The sequence below is a fragment of the Pantoea sp. BS_8 genome (assembly GCF_041954965.1).
Lineage (GTDB): Bacteria > Pseudomonadota > Gammaproteobacteria > Enterobacterales > Enterobacteriaceae > Pantoea > Pantoea stewartii.
This window is the reverse complement of record NZ_JAVAXU010000001.1, coordinates 167,217-188,183: the sequence shown is the minus strand read 5'-3', so window position 1 is coordinate 188,183 and position 20,967 is coordinate 167,217. Positions and strand designations below refer to the sequence as shown.

Here is a 20,967-nt window from a genome sequence, read left to right as displayed (position 1 = left end):
GCAAGCCCGAAGTTTAAATTACAAATAACCAAGTGAACAGTTTCGGCTGAAATTGTTTCACGCACAGGTTCCAGGATACTGCACTGCAATGGATATCATTCGCCAAGGATTTTTCAGCATCAGCCCGCTTTCCGAATTGATTTTCGGCGCCTCACTCTATTTCCCTCCCCTGTTTAAAGCGGTGCTGGCCGGTTTTGTTCTCTGGTTATTTATCCACCCGCTTCTGCGCGGCTGGCTTGCGTCGGGTGAGGTCTGGCATCCCACCTTGTTCGATCTCTCGCTGTTTGTGTTGTGTGTAACAGGCGCACTCTGGTTAATGGCGCACGGATGAAAAAGATGAACCTTTCAGGATTAAAGTACTTTTCTACGTTGATTGTTTTCACGCTGGCGCTTCTCAGCGCCTGGTGGGCCTGGAACTACTACATGCAGTCATCGTGGACGCGCGACGGCAAAGTACGTGCCGAGCTGGTCACGATCACCCCGCAAATTTCGGGACGGATCACGGCACTGAACGTGGTCGATAATCAGTTTGTACATAAAGGGGATCGGTTACTGACGCTGGATCCTGTGCCCTGGCAAATCGCTCTGCATAAAGCCGACGCACAGCTGAGCCAGGCGCAGGCCGATATGGCGAAAGCCCAAAATGAATTCAACCGGCGCAGTAAACTGCCGCGCAATACCATCTCGGGCGAAGATCTGGATGTCGCCCGACTGAATGCAGCGGCGGCGCAGGCCAACGTCAAGGCCGCGCAGGCCGCGCGTGAACAGGCCGCATGGAATTTACAGCAAACCACCGTGAACGCCCCCACGGACGGTTGGGTCAGCAATCTGACACTACGTCCCGGCAATTTCGCCACGGCTGGCACTCCGCTTTTTGCGCTGGTGGACAGTCACGCTTTTTATGTCGTGGGCTACTTTGAAGAGACCAAATTGCGCCATATTCGTCCGGGTGCGGCCGCTCAGGTGACGCTCTACAGTACGGGCCGGCAGTTATCCGGTCAGGTTGAGAGCATAGGGCGCGCGATTTACGATCAGAGTCTGGACGCCGACAGTGGGCTGCTGCCCGATATCAAACCGAACGTGCCCTGGGTGCGCCTTGCTCAACGTGTTCCTGTACGCATTCGTCTCGCTGCTCTCCCGGATAACGCTCTGTTAATCGCCGGTACGACCTGCACGATTACGATACAACCATGAACCTCAACGGACTGGCCTGGCAAAACCTGCCCTGGCTGAAAGCGGACAGCAATCAGTGGCGTTATGCTCTGCGTAATGCGGCTGCCATGTGCCTGGCTCTTAGCATTGCCTATGGACTGGATCTTAACGAACCCTACTGGGCCATGACCTCCGCTGCGGTGGTAAGCTTCCCGACAATCGGCGGTGTGATCAGTAAGAGTCTGGGACGTATTGTTGGAAGCCTGCTGGGGGCAACGGCCGCCTTGCTGATTGCGGGCCATACGCTTAATGAACCCTGGCTGTTTGCCTTTTTTATCGCAGGCTGGCTGGCGCTGTGTACCTGGGTGGCCAACCACTATCAAAATAATGTCGCCTATGGGTTTTCGCTGGCCGGGTACACTGCGGCGATCATTGCCTTCAGCTGTGTCAATCTGACCGATATCAGTGGCCTGTGGGACATTGCCCAGGCGCGCGTCTGTGAGGTGATTTCCGGGCTGCTCTGTGCGGGTTTAATGATGATGATCCTGCCCAGTACGTCAGACGGTGAAGCCCTGATCACCGCCCTGAAGCAGATGCACACGCGTCTGCTGGATCACGCCACGCTGCTCTTGCAGGACACCCGGAACGACGAGATCCGTCACGCTCATGAAGCGGTGATTGGCCAGATCCTGACCATGAATTTATTGCGTATCCAGGCATTCTGGAGCCATTACCGCTTTCGTCGCCAAAATAACGTTCTGAACTATATCCTGCATCAGCAGCTTCGTCTGACCAGCGTCCTGTCCAGCCTGCGGCGCATGCTGCTGAACTGGCCAGATGCGCCGGAAGCGCTGTATCAGGCTTTAACACGCATTACGCAGGAGCTGGCAAAACCGGACTGTGATAAGTACCGGCTGGCAGCTTTGTTACGCAGCATCACCCCTGCCAGCGATGGTGATTACCGGCAACGGGCGTTTTGTCAGCGGCTGCGCTACTTCTGCTGGATGTATCTCAATGTGTTGCGCTGGATAAGGCAACTGGAACAGGCTGATGCCGATACCCGCTTTCAACCGCCTGCAGTGTCTGCGCTGGCCAGCGAAAGTGACAGCGCCGAAGCCGGCTGGAGTGCGCTACGAACATTCAGCATCATCGTGGCAGGCTGCGCATTCTGGATCGCGACACAATGGACCTCGGGTGCCTCGGCCCTGACGTTTACGGCGATTGCCTGTGTCCTTTACGCCTCGGCCCTTTCGCCCACAGGCAGCATTACGCTGTTACTGAAAACGTTGCTCTGGCTGTTTGCTTTTAGCGTGCTGTTTAAATTTGGTGTGATGGTGCAGTTTAATCAGCTGTGGCAACTGCTGGCCATCCTGTTTCCGCTGCTGCTGACGCTACAACTGTTCCGGGTACAGCAAAAACAGCGGGCGGCGATGTGGGGCCAGTTTATTGTTTTTCTGGGGTCGTTTCTGGCCGTCACCAATCCGCCCGACTGGGATTATCAGGGGTTCGTGAACGATAACATAGCGAAAGTCTGCGGTGTGCTGCTGGCCTGGCTGGCTTTCCAGATCCTGCGTCCCAGCTCCGATTCACGCCGCAGCCGTCGCCATATCCAGGCGTTGAGGCTGGCGTTTCTGGATCAGCTTCGTCAGCATCCCCATCGGGATCAGAACCGTTTTGAATCGCTGATTTATCATAAAATTGGTCAACTCAGTAACAGTAAAGATGAAACGGCGCGCGTCTGGCTACTGCGTTGGGGCGTCGTTCTGCTTAACTGTTCCCATCTCGTCTGGCAACTGCGTGACTGGCAAACAGACACACTGCTACTGAACCAGTACCGGAGCGAAGCATTGCACAATCTACAGAATATTATGAGCTTACACGGTGTGCAGCATCGCCACCTGGACACCGCGCTGGACGCGCTTCAGGACCTCACAGAAGAGGCGCTTAGTGTCAACAGTGCCGACGCCGGCACGCTGGCCGGCCTGCTGTGGCGGTTGCGCTGTTCACTGGCGCAGCTGAAACAGGCGATTCCCGACTGATTACTGGCAATACTGCTGGTGCTGCCGGTTAAAATCATCCTGAAGTTGCTGAACGGTTTTTTGCCCTTCGAACCGGGTTTTATCGGCTTCGGAAACAGGCTCAATCACCAGGGCTTTTTCGTCGGGTGAATAGATAAAACGCCGGTAAATCATCGACCCCGTAAAACTTTTGCCCAGGATGCCACCACAAATCATTGTCGTGTTATGCCGGTAAATGGTGGTATCCGTGAAATTGGTTTCCGTGGCGCTGCGCAGAACATTCTGGCAATGCTGCGCTTCAAGCTTTTGCCGCACATCCCGACTGAGCCGTTCACGGCCCTTCGCAATCTCTTCGCAGCGAAGGCGTGCTGAACTGGTATCAATGGTGCGCTGCAGTTCACGTCCTGTTTCTGTGATCAGTTGCGTATCATTGGGTTTATCGCATCCTGCCAGCAACAGACACAGTAGCCAGGCGCCCTTCCATTTCATTTGCACTGCTCCTCAGTTTGTCAGGCTTTGTAACGGGAATCAGTATCATAGGGGGGAATAAGACGATGATGCTACAACAAATTGTCAACAAGCGAAAAGCCGTGATGGCGGCAAAATCTGCCGCCATCAGCGACACACAGCGTCAGATAACACCGCAGGCAAACCGTGCCCCGCCACCGCCCAAAGGTTGTGGGTGATCCGCATGGTTATCCCCGCCCACATGCACCATCAACGCTTTGCCTTTTACCTCGCTCAGCGTTTTAATGCGCGGTGCCAGCACCGGATAGGTGGCTTTACCCTGCGCATCGACATAGAGCGCAGGCAGGTCCCCTAAATGGCCCTCAGCATAAGGCCCCAGGTGCTTGCCGGTGTTCGCCGGATCAAGATGCCCCCCTGCCGCCCCCGCGGCCACCCTTTTTCCTTCCGATTCGCCGGGTTCACAGCTGCTTTTCGCATGGACATGAAAACCGTGAATGCCCGGCTTCAGTCCTTCCAGCATGGGCGTCAGTTGCAAACCGTATTGCGTCTCTTCAATATTTACCGTGCCGATGGCATTGCCGATTCCCTGCGCCGAAACGGCATGAATTGTCACCTGTTCGCTGGCCGCCTGCGCGGCACCGCAGGCTAACAGCGTCGCTATCGCAATTGCGTTCACTTTCATTGTGGCTCCTTTTTGCTCTGGGGTTCAGCTTAAGCCTGGCCCCGTAGCGCAAAGATTGCCGCAAATTGACGAATGTTTACGCTCAGGGCACGTCATAGCCCAGTGCGGCTTTGCGGATGCGGAACCACTGCTGCCGACTGAGCGTCAGCCCGGCCGCCCCTGCCGCTTCTGTAATGCGATGGGTTTTGCCTGACCCGATGATGGGCAAGGGTTTACTCGGCAGACGCATCACCCAGGCATAGACGACCTGCTCAAGGCTTGATGCCCCGATCTCCTGACGAATGGCTTCCAGCTCGTCGCGCAGCGGCTGAAAATGCGGATCGCTGAACAGACGTCCGCCCCCCAGGCACGACCAGGCCATTGGGCGCAAACGCTGCTGCTGGCAGTGATCCAGCGATCCATCAAGCAGAACATGTTGCTGAACGGGTGAGATCTCAAGCTGGTTGGTCACGAGGCTAAACGGCAAACGAGACTGCAGCAGGGCAAACTGCGAGGGGGTAAAATTGGACACGCCAAAATGCAACACTTTGCCTGCCTGATGCAGGTGCAGAAAGGCTTCGGCAACCTCATCGGCCGCCATGAGCGGGTCGGGGCGATGAATCAACAGCAGATCAAGGCGATCGGTATTGAAATGTCCCAGCGAGCGTTCGGCACTGGCCACAATATGCGCTTTTTCCGTAATGTAATGGCCAATCTGGTGTTCAGGTTTTGCGCGGGTCGCGATACCGCACTTGGTGACGATCTGCAGCCGATCACGTAATCCCGGGGCCTGTCTGAGCGCCTCACCAAATGCGGCCTCACAGCGGTAATCACCATAAATGTCGGCATGATCGACCGTCGAAATGCCCAGTGAAAGATGGTGCTCAATAAACCCCACCAGCTGCTGTGGTGTCATGCCCCATTCCATCAAACGCCAATAGCCCATAATCAGCGGTGAAAAGTCGGGGCCCTGTGGCGCGATGGCTTGCGGTTGTAGCATAGTGTTCTCCCTGTGGCCTTGAGGCTGGATGTGTGTCAGGGAGTATAACGGAAATCACCATGCGGTCAGAATAAGGTGGGTTGCTGCGGTTCCTGCGGTTCTTCTTTGTGCTGCTGACGTAACAGGCGCAAACGGCGCTGGTGACAGAGGCGGAGCACCTCACGCTTTTGACTGTCGCTGTATTGCAGCCAGTTAAAACGTTCCTCACGGCTGCGCAGGCAGCCTTTGCAGTAGCCACGTGAATCGGTTTCGCAAATACGCCGGCAGGGACTGGGTACCGGAAAAAACTCAAGCTGCTCTGCCACAACGGCCTCTACTGAAAAGGTGATACGTCTATTGAAGCCAGAGTCCGGCATTTGTGCAAGAAATAATCATAACTTGAACAATTTATTCACTCTAAATCGCCTTCAATTTAACACTGCGTGCCTGGCGCGCGATAAAAGTTTGCATTAGACCGATTGGTCTACCAGGATGAACCCCATGAATAAGATGCCGCAACGTAATGAAACCCGGGAACACCTGCTGACGACAGGCGAATCGCTTTGTCTGCAACGGGGCTTTACCGGCATGGGCCTGAGCCAGCTACTGAACCAGGCGCAGATCCCTAAGGGATCGTTTTATTACTATTTTCCCTCTAAAGAAGCCTTTGGCGTGGCGTTGCTTGAGCGGTACTTTGTCCGTTACCTGCAGAACCTTGAGCAGCAGCTCTTCCAGCCTGCGGGATCGGCGGGTGAGCGATTACTGGCCCATTTTCGCCATGCGCTCGATCTGTTTGAACGGCAGGGCAATATTGTGGGCTGCCTGAGCGTAAAATTATCAGCCGAAGTCTGCGACCTGTCAGAGCCTATGCGCATAGCCTTGCAGCAGGGAGCCAGCCACGTTATCGCCGTCTATGTTAAGGCGCTGACGCAGGCACAGCACGAAGAGGATTTATCTCTGCCCTCGCCTCCGGGGCAACTGGCTGAACTGCTGTATGTTCTCTGGCTGGGTGCGAGTTTACAGAGCAAGCTATCCCGTAATGCACAGCCCATGCGGCTGGCCTTAATTACCATCGAACAGTGGCTAACAAAACCGCTGGTTTAAAAAAACCACCATTTGTAGACGACCGGTCTACTTGAAAGGAGTTGTTATGGCGAGTACTCAGTTGTTTCGTCCGTTAAAAGTGGGCGCAATTACCGTTCCTCATCGTGTCTTTATGGCCCCACTGACGCGTTTACGTAGCATCGAACCGGGCGATATCCCGACGCCGTTGATGGCCGAATACTATCGCCAACGTGCGGGTGCGGGGTTAATTATCACTGAAGCGACTCAGGTCTCCTTCCAGGCGAAAGGTTATGCGGGCGCGCCAGGCCTGCACACGCAGGAACAAATTGCCGCGTGGAAAGTCATCAATGAGGGCATTCATCAGGCAGGCGGCCACAGCGCAGTCCAGCTTTGGCACACCGGCCGCATTTCACATAACAGCGTTCAGCCTGAAGGTAAGGCACCGGTTGCACCGTCCGCCATTCCGGCAGGCACCCGCACCTCATTGCGTGCTGAAGACGGCAGCGTGTATCGCGAAGATACCTCGATGCCGCGCGAGCTGAGCGTCAGTGAAATCCAGCAGATTGTGGCGGATTTTGGTCAGGCAGCCGCCAATGCGCGTGAAGCTGATTTCGACCTGCTGGAACTGCACTCTGCTCATGGTTATCTGATGCATCAGTTCCTGTCGCCGTCGTCTAACCATCGTACCGATGCCTACGGCGGCAGCGTGGAAAACCGTGGCCGTTTTGCGCTGGAGGTCGTCGATGCCGCCATTGCTAACTGGTCCGCAGACCGCGTAGGTATTCGCGTGTCGCCTGTTGGCAGTTTCCAGAACCTGGATAACGGTCCGAACGAAGAAGAAGATGCGCTGTGGTTTATCGCTGAGCTGGCGAAACGCAACATCGCTTATCTGCACATGTCCGAACCGGACTGGGCAGGCGGCACGCCTTACAGCGATGCGTTCCGCCAGAAAGTGCGGGATACCTTCCCGGGCGTCATCATTGGTGCCGGCGCCTACACGGTCGAAAAAGCCGATGACCTGATCAGCCGTGGCCTGATCGATGCCGTTGCGTTTGGTCGTGACTACATCGCCAACCCGGATCTGGCGCAGCGTTTACAAAAAGATGCTCCGCTTAACCCACAACGTCCCGAATCGTTCTACGGCGGTGGCGCAGAGGGCTATACTGATTATCCTGCGCTGTAAAACAGCAGGCAGCCGTGAGAAGGTGTCACGGCTGCGGTTATTGTTTGGCGATGATCGTCGCTATACTGCATATTTATGTCATCCGGGGATGACGTTTTTTTAAAGAGGAAACTATGCGTTTACTTCATACCATGCTGCGCGTTGGCGATTTACAACGCTCAATCGATTTTTACACCCGTGTGCTGGGCATGCGTCTGCTGCGTCAAAGCGAAAATGCTGAATATAAATATACGCTTGCGTTCGTCGGCTACACCGAAGAGAGCGAAGGCGCGGTGATTGAACTGACCTATAACTGGGGCGTAGACAGCTACGACCTGGGGAATGCTTATGGCCACATTGCGCTGGGCGTTGATGATGTCGCGGCAACCTGTGAACGTATCCGTAACGACGGCGGCAACGTGACCCGTGAAGCGGGCCCGGTGAAAGGCGGCTCCACCATCATCGCCTTCGTTGAAGATCCTGACGGTTATAAGATCGAGCTGATCGAAAACAAACATGCCGGTCACGGCCTCGGTAACTAACCGTTACCGCCTATCAGCCTGCCTCCTGCAGGCTGATTCTTACTTCCCTCGCCCACATCTGCTGCAGAGAGTGCGCTTTTTTGGCATACTACGCGCTGCCCTTTTTCTGCAATGAGATCCTGATGTCTGAATCGTCTTCCCCCAACGCACTCAATCAACGCTTTCGTGGTTTTTATCCTGTCGTGATCGATGTTGAAACGGCGGGCTTTAATGCGCAAACCGATGCGCTGCTGGAAGTTGCTGCCATCACCCTGAAAATGGATGATGAGGGTTGGCTTCATCACGACGAGACGCTGCATTTTCATGTGGAACCCTTTGTCGGTTCGCTCCTGCACCCTGAAGCGCTGGCGTTTACGGGCATCGATCCCACGAATCCTTTGCGCGGCGCAGTCAGCGAATATGAGGCCCTGCATGCCATTTTTAAAATGGTGCGCAAAGGCATCAAAGAGACCGGATGCAACCGCGCCATCATGGTCGCTCACAACGCCACGTTTGATCTGAACTTTATGAATGCGGCGGCGGAACGTGCGGGCCTGAAACGCAATCCCTTTCATCCCTTTGCGACCTTCGACACGGCCGCGCTGAGCGGACTGGTGCTGGGCCAGACCGTGTTGGCGAAAGCCTGCAAAGCCGCAGGAATGACGTTCGACAGCAGTCAGGCGCACTCCGCGCTCTATGATACACAGCAAACGGCGACCTTATTTTGCGAGCTGGTTAACCGCTGGAAACGGCTGGGAGGCTGGCCGTTAGCTGTAACGGAAGCGTCGGCGACGGGTGGAGAAACAACCGAGTAACGCGCGTAAAAAAGGCCGACGAGGTCGGCCTTTTTCAGTTATTCCGCTTCTTTAAACTTCTCAGCGGTTTCTTTGATTAACGGCTGCAACTCGCCGCGCTGGAACATTTCAACAATAATGTCGCAGCCGCCGACCAGTTCGCCATCAACCCATAACTGCGGGAACGTGGGCCAGTTGGCGTATTTTGGCAGCTCTGCGCGAATATCCGGGTTCTGCAGAATATCCACGTAAGCAAAGCGCTCACCACAGGCAGACAACGCCTGGACCGCCTGCGCAGAGAAACCGCAGCTTGGCAGTTTCGGCGAACCTTTCATGTACAGCAGGATCGGGTTTTCTGCGATCTGGCGCTGAATTTTTTCTACAGTACTCATTATTGCCTTCCTTAATTCGTCACTTCGTGTTTCTTTATTGTAGCGACTTCACGCCAGGACTGAAAACGAGATTTTGGCTCGTCCGACGTTAAATCGCCATGTTTGCTAAGTAGGCTGGTCAGGCATTCGCAGGAAACTGTGACAAAGACTATGAATGTATTCATAATTTGCAATGAATTTGCTGTTATAAGAGACTGAAATTCCTGATTTATGCCTGATTTTTATCCAGGCCATCAATTAATAAAAAAAGGACTTACTCTTTTAAAAAAAACTGGACTAGAATGACTTCGGCGCTGATCGGTGATCAGATTTTTCTTAACTTTGTCAGAGACCTGTTTGATCTGACAGCTTAACCAGTAAACGGACTATGCGTTCAATCATTACGCTTCTTATTCTGGCTTTTGCGCAACTCTTCTTTAACATCGCTGCTGCCTCCCCGCATGCGACGGTTAAGGCCAGCTTGCATAAGGTAGAGAAAAAAAGTGCGCGCGACGATGATCGGCGCAAACGACGCGCGGTTAAAGCCTCATCTAAAAAAAGTCGCACCTCCGCTGTTCAGAAAGTCAGTAAGACCACGAAAACCAGCAAAACGACCTCTCACACCACCACGCACAAAACGCTCGCTAAAACGACTGCCTCGCACAAGACGCTGAGCAAAAAAGTCGCCGCCAATGCCGCCAGCAAAAAACGGTATGGTCATCAACGTGCTGCGAAGGCGTTAACGGCAGACAATACCGAAACCGGCACCATTAAAATGAGTAAAGCGCATCGCCAGCGTTACCAGAAAGCGCGTGAAACGGCGATGGCAAAACTGATGGGGCAACTTGGCAAGCGTTATCAGTGGGGAGGCAAATCGCCCCATACGGGTTTTGATTGCAGTGGCCTCGTATGGTACGCCTACAAAGACGTCGTGAAGTTTAAGATCCCCCGTACCGCTAACGAAATGTACCATCTGCGGGATGCAGCACCGGTCAACCGCGAATCCCTTGAAAAAGGCGATCTGGTTTTCTTCCGCATCAACGGGCGTGGAACCGCAGATCATGTCGGGGTTTACCTGGGCAACGGTAAATTCATTCAGTCACCGCGTACCGGTAAAGATATTCAAATCAGTGCGTTGAGCGAAGATTACTGGCAGCGCCATTATATTGGTGCGCGTCGCGTTATGACGCCAAAGACCGTTCGCTAAACGTCCTTCATACAAAAAAGCCGGGAAAGGCAACTTCCCGGCTTTTTTATTGCCCACCTCACCCCGATTGTGCAGCCGGATGTTCCAGGCGAAAATGCCGCACCTGCCGATGATAAGGTCTGACAGACAGGACGTATCACCAGCAAGGCTGGACGCGCAGCCAGCGAGTCAGCGAGTCAGCGAGTCAGCGAGTCAGCCAGTCAGCGAGTCAGCGAGTCAGCCAGTCAGCCAGTCAGCCAGTCAGCCAGTCAGCCAGTCAGCCAGTCAGCCAGTCAGCCAGTCAGCCAGTCAGCCAGTCAGCCAGTATAGCGTCGCTGCAAACGAATGCGGCTAGTGCAGAATAGCGGTGAAGCTAAACGCGATGATCATTAACAGTGCGGCTGCCGTCGTCATTAATGACAGTTTTAAATCGGTACTCATCCCCTCTCCTTTAACCCTGACGTTTTTAAGGTGAAAGCATTTTCACATACGCGTGGGTAAAAATCTCGTTTTATCCGCACAGCCTTGTTAGAATCCCCCCTTTGTTGCGCAACAGCGCGCAATATCGGTTGCGTCCGCGCCCTTTTCAGACGTTATTTCCTGCCCTGATGACTCAATACCGGACAGAAAAGCGATGTTTTTCGTAGAAATAACCGTCCGCTGACGCAAACGTTTAACAATATGCTTATCAATAATTTAGATAGGCCCGGGAGTTCGATTTACATGGCAACAATTAAAGATGTGGCGAAGCGTGCGGGCGTGTCCACCACGACCGTCTCACACGTCATCAATAAAACGCGCTTTGTCGCAGAAAATACCTGCGAAGCGGTGTGGGAAGCGATTCGGGAACTGCATTATTCTCCCAGCGCAGTCGCGCGTAGCCTGAAGGTGAATCACACCAAAACGCTGGGCCTGCTCGCCACGTCCAGTGAAGCGCCCTACTTTGCTGAAATTATCGAAGCCATTGAGAATCACTGCTTCGATAAAGGCTATACCCTGATTCTGGGCAACGCACATAATGACCTGCAAAAACAGCGCGCCTATCTGTCAATGATGGCGCAAAAGCGCGTTGACGGGCTTCTGGTGATGTGTTCAGAGTATCCGGATGATCTGCTGCAAATGCTGGAAGCGAACCGCAATATTCCGATGGTGGTGATGGACTGGGGCGAATCCCGTGCCGACTTTACCGATACCGTACTGGACAATGCTTTCCAGGGCGGTTATCTGGCGGGACGTTATTTGATTGAGCGTGGTCATCGCGATATTGGTGCCATTCCCGGCCAGATGGAGCGTAACACGGGAGGCGGTCGCCATGCCGGTTTCCTCAAGGCGCTGGAAGAAGCGGGTATTCAGCCACGTGCCGAATGGATTGTGCAGGGTGACTTTGAACCCGAATCTGGCTATCAGGCCATGCAGCAGATTCTGTCACAGAAGCAGCGCCCAAGCGCCGTATTCTGTGGGGGCGACATCATGGCGATGGGCGCAATCTGCGCGGCCGACGAAATGGGCCTGCGCGTGCCGCAGGATATCTCCGTCATTGGTTACGACAATGTGCGCAATGCGCGCTATTTCACTCCGGCACTGACCACGGTGCATCAACCTAAAGCCCAGTTGGGTGAGAAAGCGCTGGAGATGTTGTTAGATCGCATCACCAGTAAACGGGAAGAGTCGCAGACAATTGAAGTCCACCCGACGCTTATTGAGCGACGCTCGGTGGGCTATGGCCCTTATCGCGATTACCGCCGTTAATCCTCGCTCAACCACTCCTGATTTAGCGTTTGCGCATCGCCCAGGTACTGGAGTAACCACCCCAGCGCCGGTGATGCGCGATCTTCCGCCCAGCTGACGCAGCAGGGACTTTCCGGAAACGCCTGCGGTAAGTTCAGCTCTGCCATCTCGCCGCTGTCCAGTAAGGGCCGCGCTAAATGGCCGGGTATCATCGCGACACACAAGCCGGCGCGCACGCAGTCCAGACCGGTTTGCCAGTCCGGGACCACCAGCCGGCTTTGGTTATCCAGCGCCCAGGTCATACGACGCGGTAACGCGCGTGACGTATCTTCCAGCACCAGAGAAGGCCAGTTGCGCAACGCCTCATCATCCAGCGTAGCAACCTGCGTCAGAGGATGCTGATGCGCCACCACGCAACGCCAGTTCAGGGTGCCCATATCGCGAAAGGCGAAACGCCCCCCCACCGGAATCGCCTGTGTCGCACCTATCGCCACATCCACTCGCCCGTCTGCCAGCGCATCCCAGACGCCGTTAAAGACCTCATAGCTGATGTGCAACTCCATGTCGGGAAAATGGCGGTAAAAATCCCTGACAAACTGCCGGGTCCGCTGCGGTTTGACGATGCAGTCGACGGCAATACCAATCTGACCGCGCCAGCCGTTGGCGAGCTGTTGACACTGACGTCGTGTGGCATCCATTTTTTTGATAACGCTGCGCCCTTCCCGCACAAAATGCTCGCCCGCCGGGGTGAGAATCACCTCCCGGTGCTGGCGTTCAAACAGCGGCACAGCCAGCCAGGTTTCCAGCTGGCGAACGGTATAGCTGATGGCAGAAGGCACACGGTGCAGTTCCTGGGCGGCCGCGCTAAAGCTGCCACCGCGTGCGACCGCATCCACCACTTCCAGCGCATATTCAGACCACATAATTTGCCTTCAAAATTTTTAACAGCAACAGGCAAATTTTACCGTTTCACAGCGTGAAGTACAGCTTTTACACTGCCCCGCGTTTATTCTGCAACTGATGAGAACCCGATGACCGCTTCAAAAGGCTTTATTCCCTATCTTGCCGTGCTCAGTATGCTGGGCTTTCTGGCAACCGATATGTACCTGCCCGCCTTCGGCGCTATGCAGCAAAGTTTTAGCACGTCAGCCGGGATGATCAGCGCCAGCATGAGCCTGTTTCTGGCCGGTTTTGCCTGTGGGCAACTGGTCTGGGGCCCCTTATCTGATCGGTTGGGGCGTAAGCCGGTGCTGCTGGCAGGCCTCGCCCTGTTTGCTCTGGGCTGTGCGGGTATGTTGTGGGTAGATAATGTGATCCTGATGCTGGTACTGCGTTTTGTACAGGCTATCGGCGTGTGCGCGGCGGCCGTCAGCTGGCAGGCGCTGGTCGTCGATCGCTATCCTCAGTCACAGGCCAATAAAGTCTTTGCTACCATTATGCCGCTCGTCGCGCTGTCTCCCGCCCTGGCGCCGTTACTGGGCGCCTGGCTGATTGGCCATTTTCACTGGCGCGCCATTTTTGCGGTGCTGACGGGAATTGCTGTGGCGCTCATCCTGGTCACGCTGCGCCTGCCTTCGCCGCAAAAAAATCAACGTTCCTCTGCTCCGCAGCCTGGGTTTCTGACGCTGCTGCGCGCACGTGCCTACAGCGGTAACGTACTGATGTATTCCGCCTGCTCGGCCAGTTTTTTTGCATGGCTGACGGGTTCGCCGTTTATTCTGGCTGATATTGGTCTGTCTCCTGCGGATATCGGGCTCAGTTATATTCCCCAAACCATCGCCTTTTTAATCGGCGGGTTTGGCTGCCGTGCGCTGCTCAACCGGTTTTCTGGCGCAACACTGCTGCCGTGGTTGCTCGGCGTCTATAGCCTGAGTGTCGGGGCGCTGTTTGCCGTCGCGCTTTCGGGAAGCCCGTCACTCACGGCGTTACTGGTGCCGTTCTGCGGCATGGCGCTGGCAAATGGCGCGATTTATCCGATTGTGGTGTCCAGTGCGCTGCTGCCCTTCCCAAATGCCACCGGGAAAGCGGCGGCATTGCAGAACACGCTTCAGCTCGGACTCTGTTTTGCCGCCAGCCTTGCGGTGTCCGCAGGCTTGATCCAGGCTCTGTTTACGACCACGCTAATTATGATGGTGACGATTGGTCTGGCATTGATGGGCTATCAGCTACAGCGCCGCGCCGGCGCACAAACTGATATTGCCTCATCTGCACATCCCTGCCAGGATAATCACTGAGGCAACGATTTGCGTGTTACCCGTTTTCACTGACTGAATCAGGGTCTGCCAGTGTGCCTCCTCTGCCAGACCCACTCGCACTGTCATCATAATAAAAATGTTTCACACAGCCTTCAGGCTGTGACGGCATCTGTGTGAGCAACGCTGCATGGATACCGACGTTTTCTCTTCTCTGTACCCTTTTTGTTGTCTGGCGCAAGGCGTCATCTGTGACTTTTCTCATAATCCTGAGAAACAGCTCCTGCTTTTTCTCAGGTTCTGACGGTTCTGGTGATGGAGTGGCTATGAGTTCATCATGTGTAGAAGAAGTAGGCATCGAACGTAACCATTGGTATCGCATCGTTCAGGAGTTACTGCAAAAAGCCGATATTGAAATTAACGGTTCGCGGCCCTGGGATATTCAGGTCAAACACCCCGATTTTTTCAAACGCGTTCTGCAGAAAGGATCCCTGGGCCTGGGCGAGAGTTATATGGATGGCTGGTGGGAATGCGAGCGGCTGGATATGTTTTTTCATCGGGCGCTGAAGCATAAACTCGACGAGCAACTGCCGCATCATATTCAGGACATCCTGCGTATTGCGCTGGCGCGTCTGGTGAACCTGCAATCCAAAAAGCGGGCCTGGCAGGTGGGTAAAGCCCACTACGATTTAGGCAACGATCTCTTCAGCCTGATGCTGGATCCTTACATGCAGTATTCCTGCGCGTACTGGAAAGACGCCACCACGCTTGAGGCGGCGCAGGAAGCCAAACTCGATATGATTTGCCGCAAGCTGCAACTCAAACCGGGAATGCGCCTGCTGGATATCGGCTGCGGCTGGGGCGGCCTGGCGGCCTTTGCCGCCAGAAATTATGGCGTGAGCGTTCAGGGCGTAACCATCTCGGCAGAGCAACAAAAACTGGCTCAACAGCGCTGTGAGGGGCTGGATGTCCAAATCCTGTTGCAGGACTACCGCGATCTCGATCAGCAGTTTGACCGCATTGTGTCGGTGGGCATGTTTGAACATGTCGGGCCTAAAAATTACCCCACCTATTTTGCTACGGTCGATCGCAACCTGAAGCCTGACGGGATTTTCCTGCTTCACACAATAGGCGCGATCAAAACGGATATGCATGTCGATCCCTGGATTGGCAAATATATCTTTCCGAACGGCTGCCTGCCCTCTTTGCGCCATATCGCTGACGTCAGCGAACCCCATTTTATTATGGAAGACTGGCATAACTTTGGCGCGGACTATGACACGACATTGATGGCCTGGCACGAACGCTTCTTACATGCCTGGCCGCAGCTTGCCGGGCGCTATGACGAACGCTTCCGCCGCATGTTCACGTACTATCTGAATGCCTGCGCGGGTGCGTTTCGCGCCCGCGAGATCCAGCTATGGCAGGTGGTGTTTAGCCGAGGCATAGAGGGAGGATTGCGCGTAGCACGGTAACAGGACGCGCTGCGGTTTAGCGCCGCGCATTGCCCGAACCGGCTCAGGTCGGTTGGCTGAGATGCCGGGGCGACGAAACGCGACGGCGCGTCAGCGGTTTCCCGATAAAAAAGCAGCCCTGATAACAGGGCTGCTTTTTTTGCAATACCCGCATGCGGATGACAACAAGATTGTTGCCTGGCGGGCCTTATTCGTGATCGGCTTCCGGATGATCGGCCTGCTCCGCAAGCGCCTTCACGGCAGCGGCTTCACGCTGCGCCAGCACGCGCTCTACCGTATCCACAATGGCCTGTGTATGGGGATCGATTTCAATGTTGACCCGATCGCCAAAGGTTTTGGCTCCCAGGGTGGTGCGCTCCAGCGTTTCAGGAATCAAATGGACGCAGAACTTCGTTTTTGTCACATCACCCACGGTCAGACTGATGCCATCGATGCCGACAAATCCTTTGTGCAGGATGTATTTCATCTGCAGAGAATCCTGAATCCTGAACCACACTTCGCGATTGTTTTCAGAGCGGATAATTTTGCAAATTTCTGCCGTGGTCATGATATGGCCCGACATCAGGTGTCCGCCAATCTCATCACTGAATTTGGCCGCGCGTTCAATATTCACCACGTCGCCCTGGCGCAAGTCGCCCAGATTGGTCACGCGTAAGGTTTCTTTGATCAGGTCAAAACTCACCAAATCACCGTTAATCTCGGTAACGGTCAGGCAACAGCCGTTATGGGCCACGGATGCGCCAAGTGCCAGGCCTGGCACCAGTTCAGCGGGAAGCCGGACAACATGAGTACGGAATAAACCTTTATCTTCAATGGACACGATTTCTGCGGTGCCCTGCACAATACCGGTAAACATAATCTTTGCCTCTGTGACGTTTGCCTCCAGTTTATCACAGGCGCGCTTAACTTTTAGATTTCAACGTGCTGAGAGATGCGCAACCGCAAAGCGTGACAAAGATTGGAGAAATCGGCTGCGGCAGTTACACTAGTGCCGACTTCGCCTGAAGTCGTCCTCATTTCCTTATTAATCACACAAGTCAGGTGTTTACGTGCAGAAGTATTTAACAGAAGCGCGTCAATTGCTGGCCCTCGCGATTCCCGTTATCCTGGCTCAGGTGGCGCAAACCGCGATGGGATTTGTAGATACCATTATGGCCGGCGCCGTCAGCGCCACGGATATGGCCGCCGTCGCTGTTGGCACGTCCATTTGGCTTCCCGCCATCCTGTTTGGTCATGGTGTTTTACTGGCATTGACGCCGACCATTGCGCAACTTAATGGTTCAGGTCGCCGCGAGCGCATTGCTGAACAGAGTCGTCAGGGGTTTTGGCTGGCGTTTTTTCTCTCATTGCTCATCATGCTGGTCCTCTGGAACGCGGGCTATTTTATTCGCTCGATGCACGATATCGATCCGCTGCTGGCTGAAAAAGCGGAAGGTTATCTGCATGCCCTGCTGTTTGGCGCGCCGGGTTACCTGTTTTTTCAGGTGATGCGTAACCAGTGTGAAGGGCTGTCTAAAACCAAGCCCGGCATGGTGCTGGGCTTTCTGGGATTGATGCTCAACATTCCGCTCAACTATGTCTTTATCTATGGGCATTTTGGTATGCCCGCGTTGGGCGGTGTGGGCTGTGGCGTCGCCACCGCCTCCGTTTACTGGGCGATGTTTATCTGTATGCGCTTTTGGGTGCGGCGCATGCGCAGCATGCAGGATATCCGGCCTGAACAGCGCTGGTCATCGCCCTCGCCCGCCATTCTGAAACGTCTGGCCGGTCTGGGCCTGCCTGTCGCCCTGGCGCTGTTTTTTGAAGTGACTCTGTTTGCCGTGGTGGCGCTGTTAGTCTCCCCGCTGGGCATTGTGAATGTGGCCGGTCACCAGATTGCCCTGAACTTCAGCTCACTGATGTTCGTGCTGCCGCTGTCACTGGGCGTCGCGACAACCATTCGCGTGGGCTATCGTCTGGGTCAGGGATCAACCGAACAGGCGCGCGTGTCCGCCTGGACCGCGCAGGGTGTGGGCGTGAGTATGGCCGTGCTTACGGCGATCTTTACGGTGACCTTCCGCCATCACATTGCGCAGCTCTATAACGATAACCCCGCCGTAGTGACGCTGGCTGCTCAACTGATGATGCTGGCCGCTATTTACCAGATTTCGGATTCCATTCAGGTGATTGGCAGCGGTATCCTGCGCGGTTACAAAGACACAAGGTCTATTTTCTTTATAACCTTTATCGCCTACTGGCTACTGGGGCTGCCTTCAGGGTATATCCTGGCGTTGACCGACTGGGTGGTGCCGCGCATGGGCCCGGCAGGATTCTGGTGTGGGTTTATTGTCGGCCTGACCTCAGCCGCCGTCATGATGCTGTGGCGGGTTCGGCGTTTGCAGCAACTCCCGGCCGCGTTAATCCTTTCGCGCGCATCGCGTTAAAAGCAGAACGGGCCGTAACAGGCCCGTTACGTTCAAAAAAACGACGCTTCGCACAGATGATGTTCATTCATTTGCAATTTTGCGTTTTTCTCCTTGCCAGCCTTCTGCGCTGTCGTTAATATTCGTCCCCGCTGTCGCCCTGACAGCATGTTGCGCTCTTAGCTCAGTTGGTTAGAGCACCACCTTGACATGGTGGGGGTCGATGGTTCGAGTCCATTAGAGCGCACCAAGTGCGTCCGTAGCTCAGTTGGTTAGAGCACCACCTTGACATGGTGGGGGTCGGTGGTTCGAGTCCACTCGGACGCACCAAATTTACTTTGCGCTCTTAGCTCAGTTGGTTAGAGCACCACCTTGACATGGTGGGGGTCGATGGTTCGAGTCCATTAGAGCGCACCACTCTTTTACTTCCTTTCTTCACTTGCGCAACAAACCATTTCTTGATTTACATTGCCTTTACGTACTGTTTTTCGATTGGTTTTCGCATACTTAGTGATTATACTGGCCGCGTTGTTTACTTGAAAGGTTTCAGCGACTACGTGCTTATGACGATAATTAAGATTGTTTGCGCAACAACGTCCCGGTGGTTAAGCCAACTAACCACGCAACTTCTCTGCACGCCTGGCCTTCGTCACCTATTCTTATCCTGTATCACCCTTTTCTCTTTCAACCAGCGTTTTCATTTCGGTGCGCTGGCATCGAAACCCTATTTATCATCCATCACAACTTACAGATAACCCGTCATGAAAAAGACTAAGATCGTTTGTACTATCGGCCCAAAAACCGAATCCGAAGAGATGTTGACCCAGCTGCTTGAAGCAGGCATGAACGTGATGCGTCTGAACTTCTCGCACGGCGACTATGCAGAACACGGTCAGCGCATCACCAATATGCGTGCTGTCACCCAAAAAACTGGCATTCCTGCCGCTATTCTGCTGGATACCAAAGGTCCGGAAATCCGCACCATGAAGCTGGAAGGTGGCAATGATGTGTCACTGAAAGCTGGCCAGACCTTTACTTTTACCACTGACCAGAGCGTGATTGGCAACAGCGAACGTGTTGCGGTGACGTATTCTGGCTTTGCCAACGATTTGAAAATCGGCAATACCGTTCTGGTTGACGATGGTCTGATCGGCATGAAAGTGACTGAAGTCACCGAAAACAGCGTCATCTGTGAAGTCCTGAACAACGGTGATTTAGGTGAGAATAAAGGTGTTAACCTGCCAGGCGTTTCTATCCAGTTGCCTGCGCTGGCCGAGAAAGACAAACGCGACCTGATTTTTGGTTGTGAACAAGGCGTTGATTTCGTTGCCGCGTCCTTTATCCGTAAGCGCTCTGACGTGCTGGAAATCCGTGAGCACCTGAAGCAGCACGGCGGCGAAAATATTCAGATCATCTCTAAAATTGAAAACCAGGAAGGCCTGAACAACTTCGACGAGATCCTGGATGCGTCTGACGGCATCATGGTCGCCCGTGGCGATTTGGGCGTTGAAATCCCGGTTGAAGAAGTGATCTTCGCGCAGAAGATGATGATCAAAAAATGTAATAAGGCGCGTAAGGTTGTTATCACCGCCACCCAGATGCTGGATTCCATGATCAAGAATCCACGCCCTACTCGCGCAGAAGCCGGCGACGTAGCGAACGCCATCCTGGACGGGACGGACGCCGTCATGCTGTCGGGCGAAAGTGCGAAAGGCCGTTATCCGCTGGAGTCGGTCACCATCATGGCGACCATCTGTGAGCGTACCGACCGCGTGATGAAGCCGCGCATTGATGAGCAGAATGACAACCGCAAACTGCGTATCACCGAAGCGGTGTGCCGTGGTGCCGTTGAAACCGCCGAGAAGCTGGAAGCGCCACTTATCGTTGTCGCAACAGAAGGCGGTAAATCAGCGAAGGCCGTGCGTAAGTACTTCCCTAACGCCACCATCCTGGCCTTAACCACCAATGCCACCACAGCGCGTCAGTTGATTCTGAGCAAAGGTATTGAGACGCGTATGGTCAGCGAAATTGCCTCAACCGACGATTTCTATCGTCTGGGTAAAGAAGCGGCGCTGGAAAGCGGTTTTGCTCAAAAAGGCGATGTTGTTGTGCTGGTTTCTGGCGCGCTGGTGCCAAGTGGAACCACGAATACCGCATCGGTACACGTGCTGTAATACGGGGTTTATGGCTTTATTATCGAAAGCGCCTTAAAAGGCGCTTTTTTTATGGGCTTTGTAATACAGATTCCTGAAAACGCCAGCCCAAAACAACAATAAAAACGCCCCTGAAATTAAGGTTAATCCGATTAAATCTCTCTGTTTTAGCTAAATTTTTTTATCTTCTTCTTTGATCCGCTGTTTCTTTGAGCGAACGATCATGTTTAAGCATGTTCTTATCAAAAAATTATTCTCAAGTTAAAAAGCTTTGTGTAATACTTGTAACGCTACATGGAGATTAACTCAATCTAGAGGGTATAAATAATGAATCGTACTAAACTGGTACTGGGCGCGGTAATCCTGGGTTCAACTCTGCTGGCTGGTTGCTCAAGCAACGCTAAAATCGACCAGCTGTCTTCAGACGTTCAGACTCTGAACGCTAAAGTTGACCAGCTGAGCAACGACGTGAACGCAGTGCGTTCTGACGTTCAGGCTGCTAAAGATGACGCAGCTCGCGCTAACCAGCGTCTGGACAACCAGGCTCACTCTTACCGTAAGTAAGAGTTCTGGTTTTAAAAATGGTGCCCTTGTGGCACCATTTTTTTTGTCTGCTGATCCGCAACTAACGCCTTCTCTT

Annotated in this window: 22 protein-coding genes and 3 tRNA genes; 17 read left to right on the top strand and 8 right to left on the bottom strand. The window is 54.1% G+C overall.

From position 1 onward, the window contains the following. The first annotated feature begins 88 nt into the window (after window positions 1-88). From RAC65_RS00880 to RAC65_RS00870, 3 genes are read left to right on the top strand one after another with little or no spacing between them, the layout of a single operon-like run. Window positions 89-331: a DUF1656 domain-containing protein gene (locus RAC65_RS00880; RefSeq protein ID WP_006118996.1), complete on the top strand. Its 243-nt coding sequence runs from the start codon at window positions 89-91 to the stop codon at window positions 329-331. Between the two features lie 5 nt (window positions 332-336). Then, complete coding sequence (locus RAC65_RS00875) at window positions 337-1,194, top strand: efflux RND transporter periplasmic adaptor subunit (protein ID WP_375096447.1); 858 nt, start codon at window positions 337-339, stop codon at window positions 1,192-1,194. After that, complete coding sequence (locus RAC65_RS00870; RefSeq protein WP_375096244.1) at window positions 1,191-3,191, top strand: FUSC family protein; 2,001 nt, start codon at window positions 1,191-1,193, stop codon at window positions 3,189-3,191. The genes RAC65_RS00875 and RAC65_RS00870 overlap by 4 nt, the downstream gene beginning before the upstream one ends. Here the strand turns inward: RAC65_RS00870 and RAC65_RS00865 are convergent, their stop codons facing one another. The 4 genes from RAC65_RS00865 to RAC65_RS00850 all read right to left on the bottom strand — a co-directional run bounded on the left by RAC65_RS00865 (window position 3,192) and on the right by RAC65_RS00850 (window position 5,655). Then, window positions 3,192-3,659 carry a hypothetical protein gene (locus RAC65_RS00865; RefSeq protein WP_039340576.1) on the bottom strand — a complete coding sequence of 156 codons (468 nt, stop codon included), beginning with the start codon at window positions 3,657-3,659 and terminating at the stop codon, window positions 3,192-3,194. A gap of 142 nt (window positions 3,660-3,801) precedes the next feature. Next, window positions 3,802-4,320 carry a superoxide dismutase family protein gene (sodC, locus tag RAC65_RS00860; protein WP_039340579.1) on the bottom strand — a complete coding sequence of 173 codons (519 nt, stop codon included), beginning with the start codon at window positions 4,318-4,320 and terminating at the stop codon, window positions 3,802-3,804. Between the two features lie 82 nt (window positions 4,321-4,402). Next, window positions 4,403-5,299, bottom strand: a complete 897-nt coding sequence (locus tag RAC65_RS00855; RefSeq protein WP_033741168.1) for an aldo/keto reductase family oxidoreductase — start codon at window positions 5,297-5,299, stop codon at window positions 4,403-4,405. A gap of 65 nt (window positions 5,300-5,364) precedes the next feature. After that, window positions 5,365-5,655 carry a DUF1289 domain-containing protein gene (locus RAC65_RS00850; RefSeq protein ID WP_375096243.1) on the bottom strand — a complete coding sequence of 97 codons (291 nt, stop codon included), beginning with the start codon at window positions 5,653-5,655 and terminating at the stop codon, window positions 5,365-5,367. A gap of 124 nt (window positions 5,656-5,779) precedes the next feature. Here RAC65_RS00850 and RAC65_RS00845 point away from each other — a divergent pair, with 124 nt between their 5' ends. The 4 genes from RAC65_RS00845 to rnt all read left to right on the top strand — a co-directional run bounded on the left by RAC65_RS00845 (window position 5,780) and on the right by rnt (window position 8,841). After that, window positions 5,780-6,382: a TetR/AcrR family transcriptional regulator gene (locus RAC65_RS00845; RefSeq protein WP_205950101.1), complete on the top strand. Its 603-nt coding sequence runs from the start codon at window positions 5,780-5,782 to the stop codon at window positions 6,380-6,382. A 46-nt stretch (window positions 6,383-6,428) separates the two neighbouring features. After that, window positions 6,429-7,526 carry an alkene reductase gene (locus RAC65_RS00840; RefSeq protein ID WP_039340582.1) on the top strand — a complete coding sequence of 366 codons (1,098 nt, stop codon included), beginning with the start codon at window positions 6,429-6,431 and terminating at the stop codon, window positions 7,524-7,526. A 113-nt stretch (window positions 7,527-7,639) separates the two neighbouring features. Next, window positions 7,640-8,047 (top strand): lactoylglutathione lyase, encoded by a 408-nt coding sequence (gloA, locus tag RAC65_RS00835; RefSeq protein WP_033741163.1) that lies wholly within the window; start codon window positions 7,640-7,642, stop codon window positions 8,045-8,047. A 122-nt stretch (window positions 8,048-8,169) separates the two neighbouring features. Next, window positions 8,170-8,841, top strand: coding sequence for a ribonuclease T (gene rnt, locus RAC65_RS00830; protein WP_375096242.1), 672 nt, complete (start codon window positions 8,170-8,172; stop codon window positions 8,839-8,841). Between the two features lie 38 nt (window positions 8,842-8,879). On the opposite strand, the gene RAC65_RS00825 is transcribed toward rnt, so the two are convergent. Next, window positions 8,880-9,215, bottom strand: a complete 336-nt coding sequence (locus tag RAC65_RS00825) for a Grx4 family monothiol glutaredoxin (RefSeq protein ID WP_170317969.1) — start codon at window positions 9,213-9,215, stop codon at window positions 8,880-8,882. Window positions 9,216-9,579: 364 nt separating this feature from the next. Between RAC65_RS00825 and RAC65_RS00820 the strand changes: the two genes are divergently transcribed. Then, window positions 9,580-10,398 carry a C40 family peptidase gene (locus RAC65_RS00820; RefSeq protein WP_164481865.1) on the top strand — a complete coding sequence of 273 codons (819 nt, stop codon included), beginning with the start codon at window positions 9,580-9,582 and terminating at the stop codon, window positions 10,396-10,398. Between the two features lie 330 nt (window positions 10,399-10,728). Here the strand turns inward: RAC65_RS00820 and RAC65_RS00815 are convergent, their stop codons facing one another. Next, window positions 10,729-10,818, bottom strand: a complete 90-nt coding sequence (locus RAC65_RS00815) for a YnhF family membrane protein (protein ID WP_100208612.1) — start codon at window positions 10,816-10,818, stop codon at window positions 10,729-10,731. Window positions 10,819-11,100: 282 nt separating this feature from the next. Here RAC65_RS00815 and purR point away from each other — a divergent pair, with 282 nt between their 5' ends. Further along, a complete protein-coding gene (purR, locus tag RAC65_RS00810; RefSeq protein ID WP_006118983.1) occupies window positions 11,101-12,126 on the top strand; it encodes an HTH-type transcriptional repressor PurR in 1,026 nt (341 codons plus the stop codon). Here the strand turns inward: purR and punR are convergent. Further along, window positions 12,123-13,028, bottom strand: coding sequence for a DNA-binding transcriptional activator PunR (gene punR, locus RAC65_RS00805; protein WP_375096241.1), 906 nt, complete (start codon window positions 13,026-13,028; stop codon window positions 12,123-12,125). The genes purR and punR overlap by 4 nt on opposite strands. A 108-nt stretch (window positions 13,029-13,136) precedes the next feature. Here punR and punC point away from each other — a divergent pair, with 108 nt between their 5' ends. Both punC and cfa read left to right on the top strand, forming a co-directional pair. Continuing rightward, window positions 13,137-14,339 (top strand): purine nucleoside transporter PunC, encoded by a 1,203-nt coding sequence (punC, locus tag RAC65_RS00800; RefSeq protein WP_375096240.1) that lies wholly within the window; start codon window positions 13,137-13,139, stop codon window positions 14,337-14,339. 284 nt (window positions 14,340-14,623) lie between these two features. After that, window positions 14,624-15,772 carry a cyclopropane fatty acyl phospholipid synthase gene (cfa, locus tag RAC65_RS00795; protein WP_033741158.1) on the top strand — a complete coding sequence of 383 codons (1,149 nt, stop codon included), beginning with the start codon at window positions 14,624-14,626 and terminating at the stop codon, window positions 15,770-15,772. Between the two features lie 187 nt (window positions 15,773-15,959). Here cfa and RAC65_RS00790 read toward each other — a convergent pair whose 3' ends face one another. Continuing rightward, on the bottom strand, window positions 15,960-16,628 hold the full coding sequence (locus RAC65_RS00790; protein ID WP_375096239.1) for a riboflavin synthase subunit alpha: 669 nt from the start codon (window positions 16,626-16,628) through the stop codon (window positions 15,960-15,962). 193 nt (window positions 16,629-16,821) lie between these two features. On the opposite strand from RAC65_RS00790, the gene RAC65_RS00785 reads away from it, so the two are divergent. The 6 genes from RAC65_RS00785 to RAC65_RS00760 all read left to right on the top strand — a co-directional run bounded on the left by RAC65_RS00785 (window position 16,822) and on the right by RAC65_RS00760 (window position 20,891). Continuing rightward, a complete protein-coding gene (locus RAC65_RS00785) occupies window positions 16,822-18,195 on the top strand; it encodes an MATE family efflux transporter (protein ID WP_058701732.1) in 1,374 nt (457 codons plus the stop codon). Between the two features lie 152 nt (window positions 18,196-18,347). Further along, a tRNA-Val gene (locus tag RAC65_RS00780) sits at window positions 18,348-18,424 on the top strand. Between the two features lie 3 nt (window positions 18,425-18,427). Then, a tRNA-Val gene (locus RAC65_RS00775) sits at window positions 18,428-18,504 on the top strand. 10 nt (window positions 18,505-18,514) lie between these two features. Continuing rightward, a tRNA-Val gene (locus tag RAC65_RS00770) sits at window positions 18,515-18,591 on the top strand. 344 nt (window positions 18,592-18,935) lie between these two features. Continuing rightward, window positions 18,936-20,348: a pyruvate kinase PykF gene (gene pykF / locus RAC65_RS00765; protein WP_033741152.1), complete on the top strand. Its 1,413-nt coding sequence runs from the start codon at window positions 18,936-18,938 to the stop codon at window positions 20,346-20,348. Window positions 20,349-20,654: 306 nt separating this feature from the next. Continuing rightward, the gene (locus RAC65_RS00760; RefSeq protein WP_006118977.1) at window positions 20,655-20,891 is read left to right on the top strand and encodes a major outer membrane lipoprotein; all 237 of its coding nucleotides are present in this window, start codon (window positions 20,655-20,657) and stop codon (window positions 20,889-20,891) included. The last annotated feature ends 76 nt before the right edge of the window (window positions 20,892-20,967 follow it).

Coding starts and splice junctions, on each gene's coding strand:
- RAC65_RS00880 (WP_006118996.1), top strand. CDS start 89: ATGGATATCATTCGCCAAGGATTTTTCAGCATCAGCCCGCTTTCCGAA.
- RAC65_RS00815 (WP_100208612.1), bottom strand. CDS start 10,818: ATGAGTACCGATTTAAAACTGTCATTAATGACGACGGCAGCCGCACTG.
- cfa (WP_033741158.1), top strand. CDS start 14,624: ATGAGTTCATCATGTGTAGAAGAAGTAGGCATCGAACGTAACCATTGG.
- pykF (WP_033741152.1), top strand. CDS start 18,936: ATGAAAAAGACTAAGATCGTTTGTACTATCGGCCCAAAAACCGAATCC.
- purR (WP_006118983.1), top strand. CDS start 11,101: ATGGCAACAATTAAAGATGTGGCGAAGCGTGCGGGCGTGTCCACCACG.
- RAC65_RS00850 (WP_375096243.1), bottom strand. CDS start 5,655: ATGCCGGACTCTGGCTTCAATAGACGTATCACCTTTTCAGTAGAGGCC.
- rnt (WP_375096242.1), top strand. CDS start 8,170: ATGTCTGAATCGTCTTCCCCCAACGCACTCAATCAACGCTTTCGTGGT.
- RAC65_RS00865 (WP_039340576.1), bottom strand. CDS start 3,659: ATGAAATGGAAGGGCGCCTGGCTACTGTGTCTGTTGCTGGCAGGATGC.
- RAC65_RS00820 (WP_164481865.1), top strand. CDS start 9,580: ATGCGTTCAATCATTACGCTTCTTATTCTGGCTTTTGCGCAACTCTTC.
- punR (WP_375096241.1), bottom strand. CDS start 13,028: ATGTGGTCTGAATATGCGCTGGAAGTGGTGGATGCGGTCGCACGCGGT.
- RAC65_RS00855 (WP_033741168.1), bottom strand. CDS start 5,299: ATGCTACAACCGCAAGCCATCGCGCCACAGGGCCCCGACTTTTCACCG.
- RAC65_RS00790 (WP_375096239.1), bottom strand. CDS start 16,628: ATGTTTACCGGTATTGTGCAGGGCACCGCAGAAATCGTGTCCATTGAA.
- RAC65_RS00840 (WP_039340582.1), top strand. CDS start 6,429: ATGGCGAGTACTCAGTTGTTTCGTCCGTTAAAAGTGGGCGCAATTACC.
- RAC65_RS00760 (WP_006118977.1), top strand. CDS start 20,655: ATGAATCGTACTAAACTGGTACTGGGCGCGGTAATCCTGGGTTCAACT.
- sodC (WP_039340579.1), bottom strand. CDS start 4,320: ATGAAAGTGAACGCAATTGCGATAGCGACGCTGTTAGCCTGCGGTGCC.
- RAC65_RS00845 (WP_205950101.1), top strand. CDS start 5,780: ATGAATAAGATGCCGCAACGTAATGAAACCCGGGAACACCTGCTGACG.
- gloA (WP_033741163.1), top strand. CDS start 7,640: ATGCGTTTACTTCATACCATGCTGCGCGTTGGCGATTTACAACGCTCA.
- RAC65_RS00875 (WP_375096447.1), top strand. CDS start 337: ATGAACCTTTCAGGATTAAAGTACTTTTCTACGTTGATTGTTTTCACG.
- punC (WP_375096240.1), top strand. CDS start 13,137: ATGACCGCTTCAAAAGGCTTTATTCCCTATCTTGCCGTGCTCAGTATG.
- RAC65_RS00870 (WP_375096244.1), top strand. CDS start 1,191: ATGAACCTCAACGGACTGGCCTGGCAAAACCTGCCCTGGCTGAAAGCG.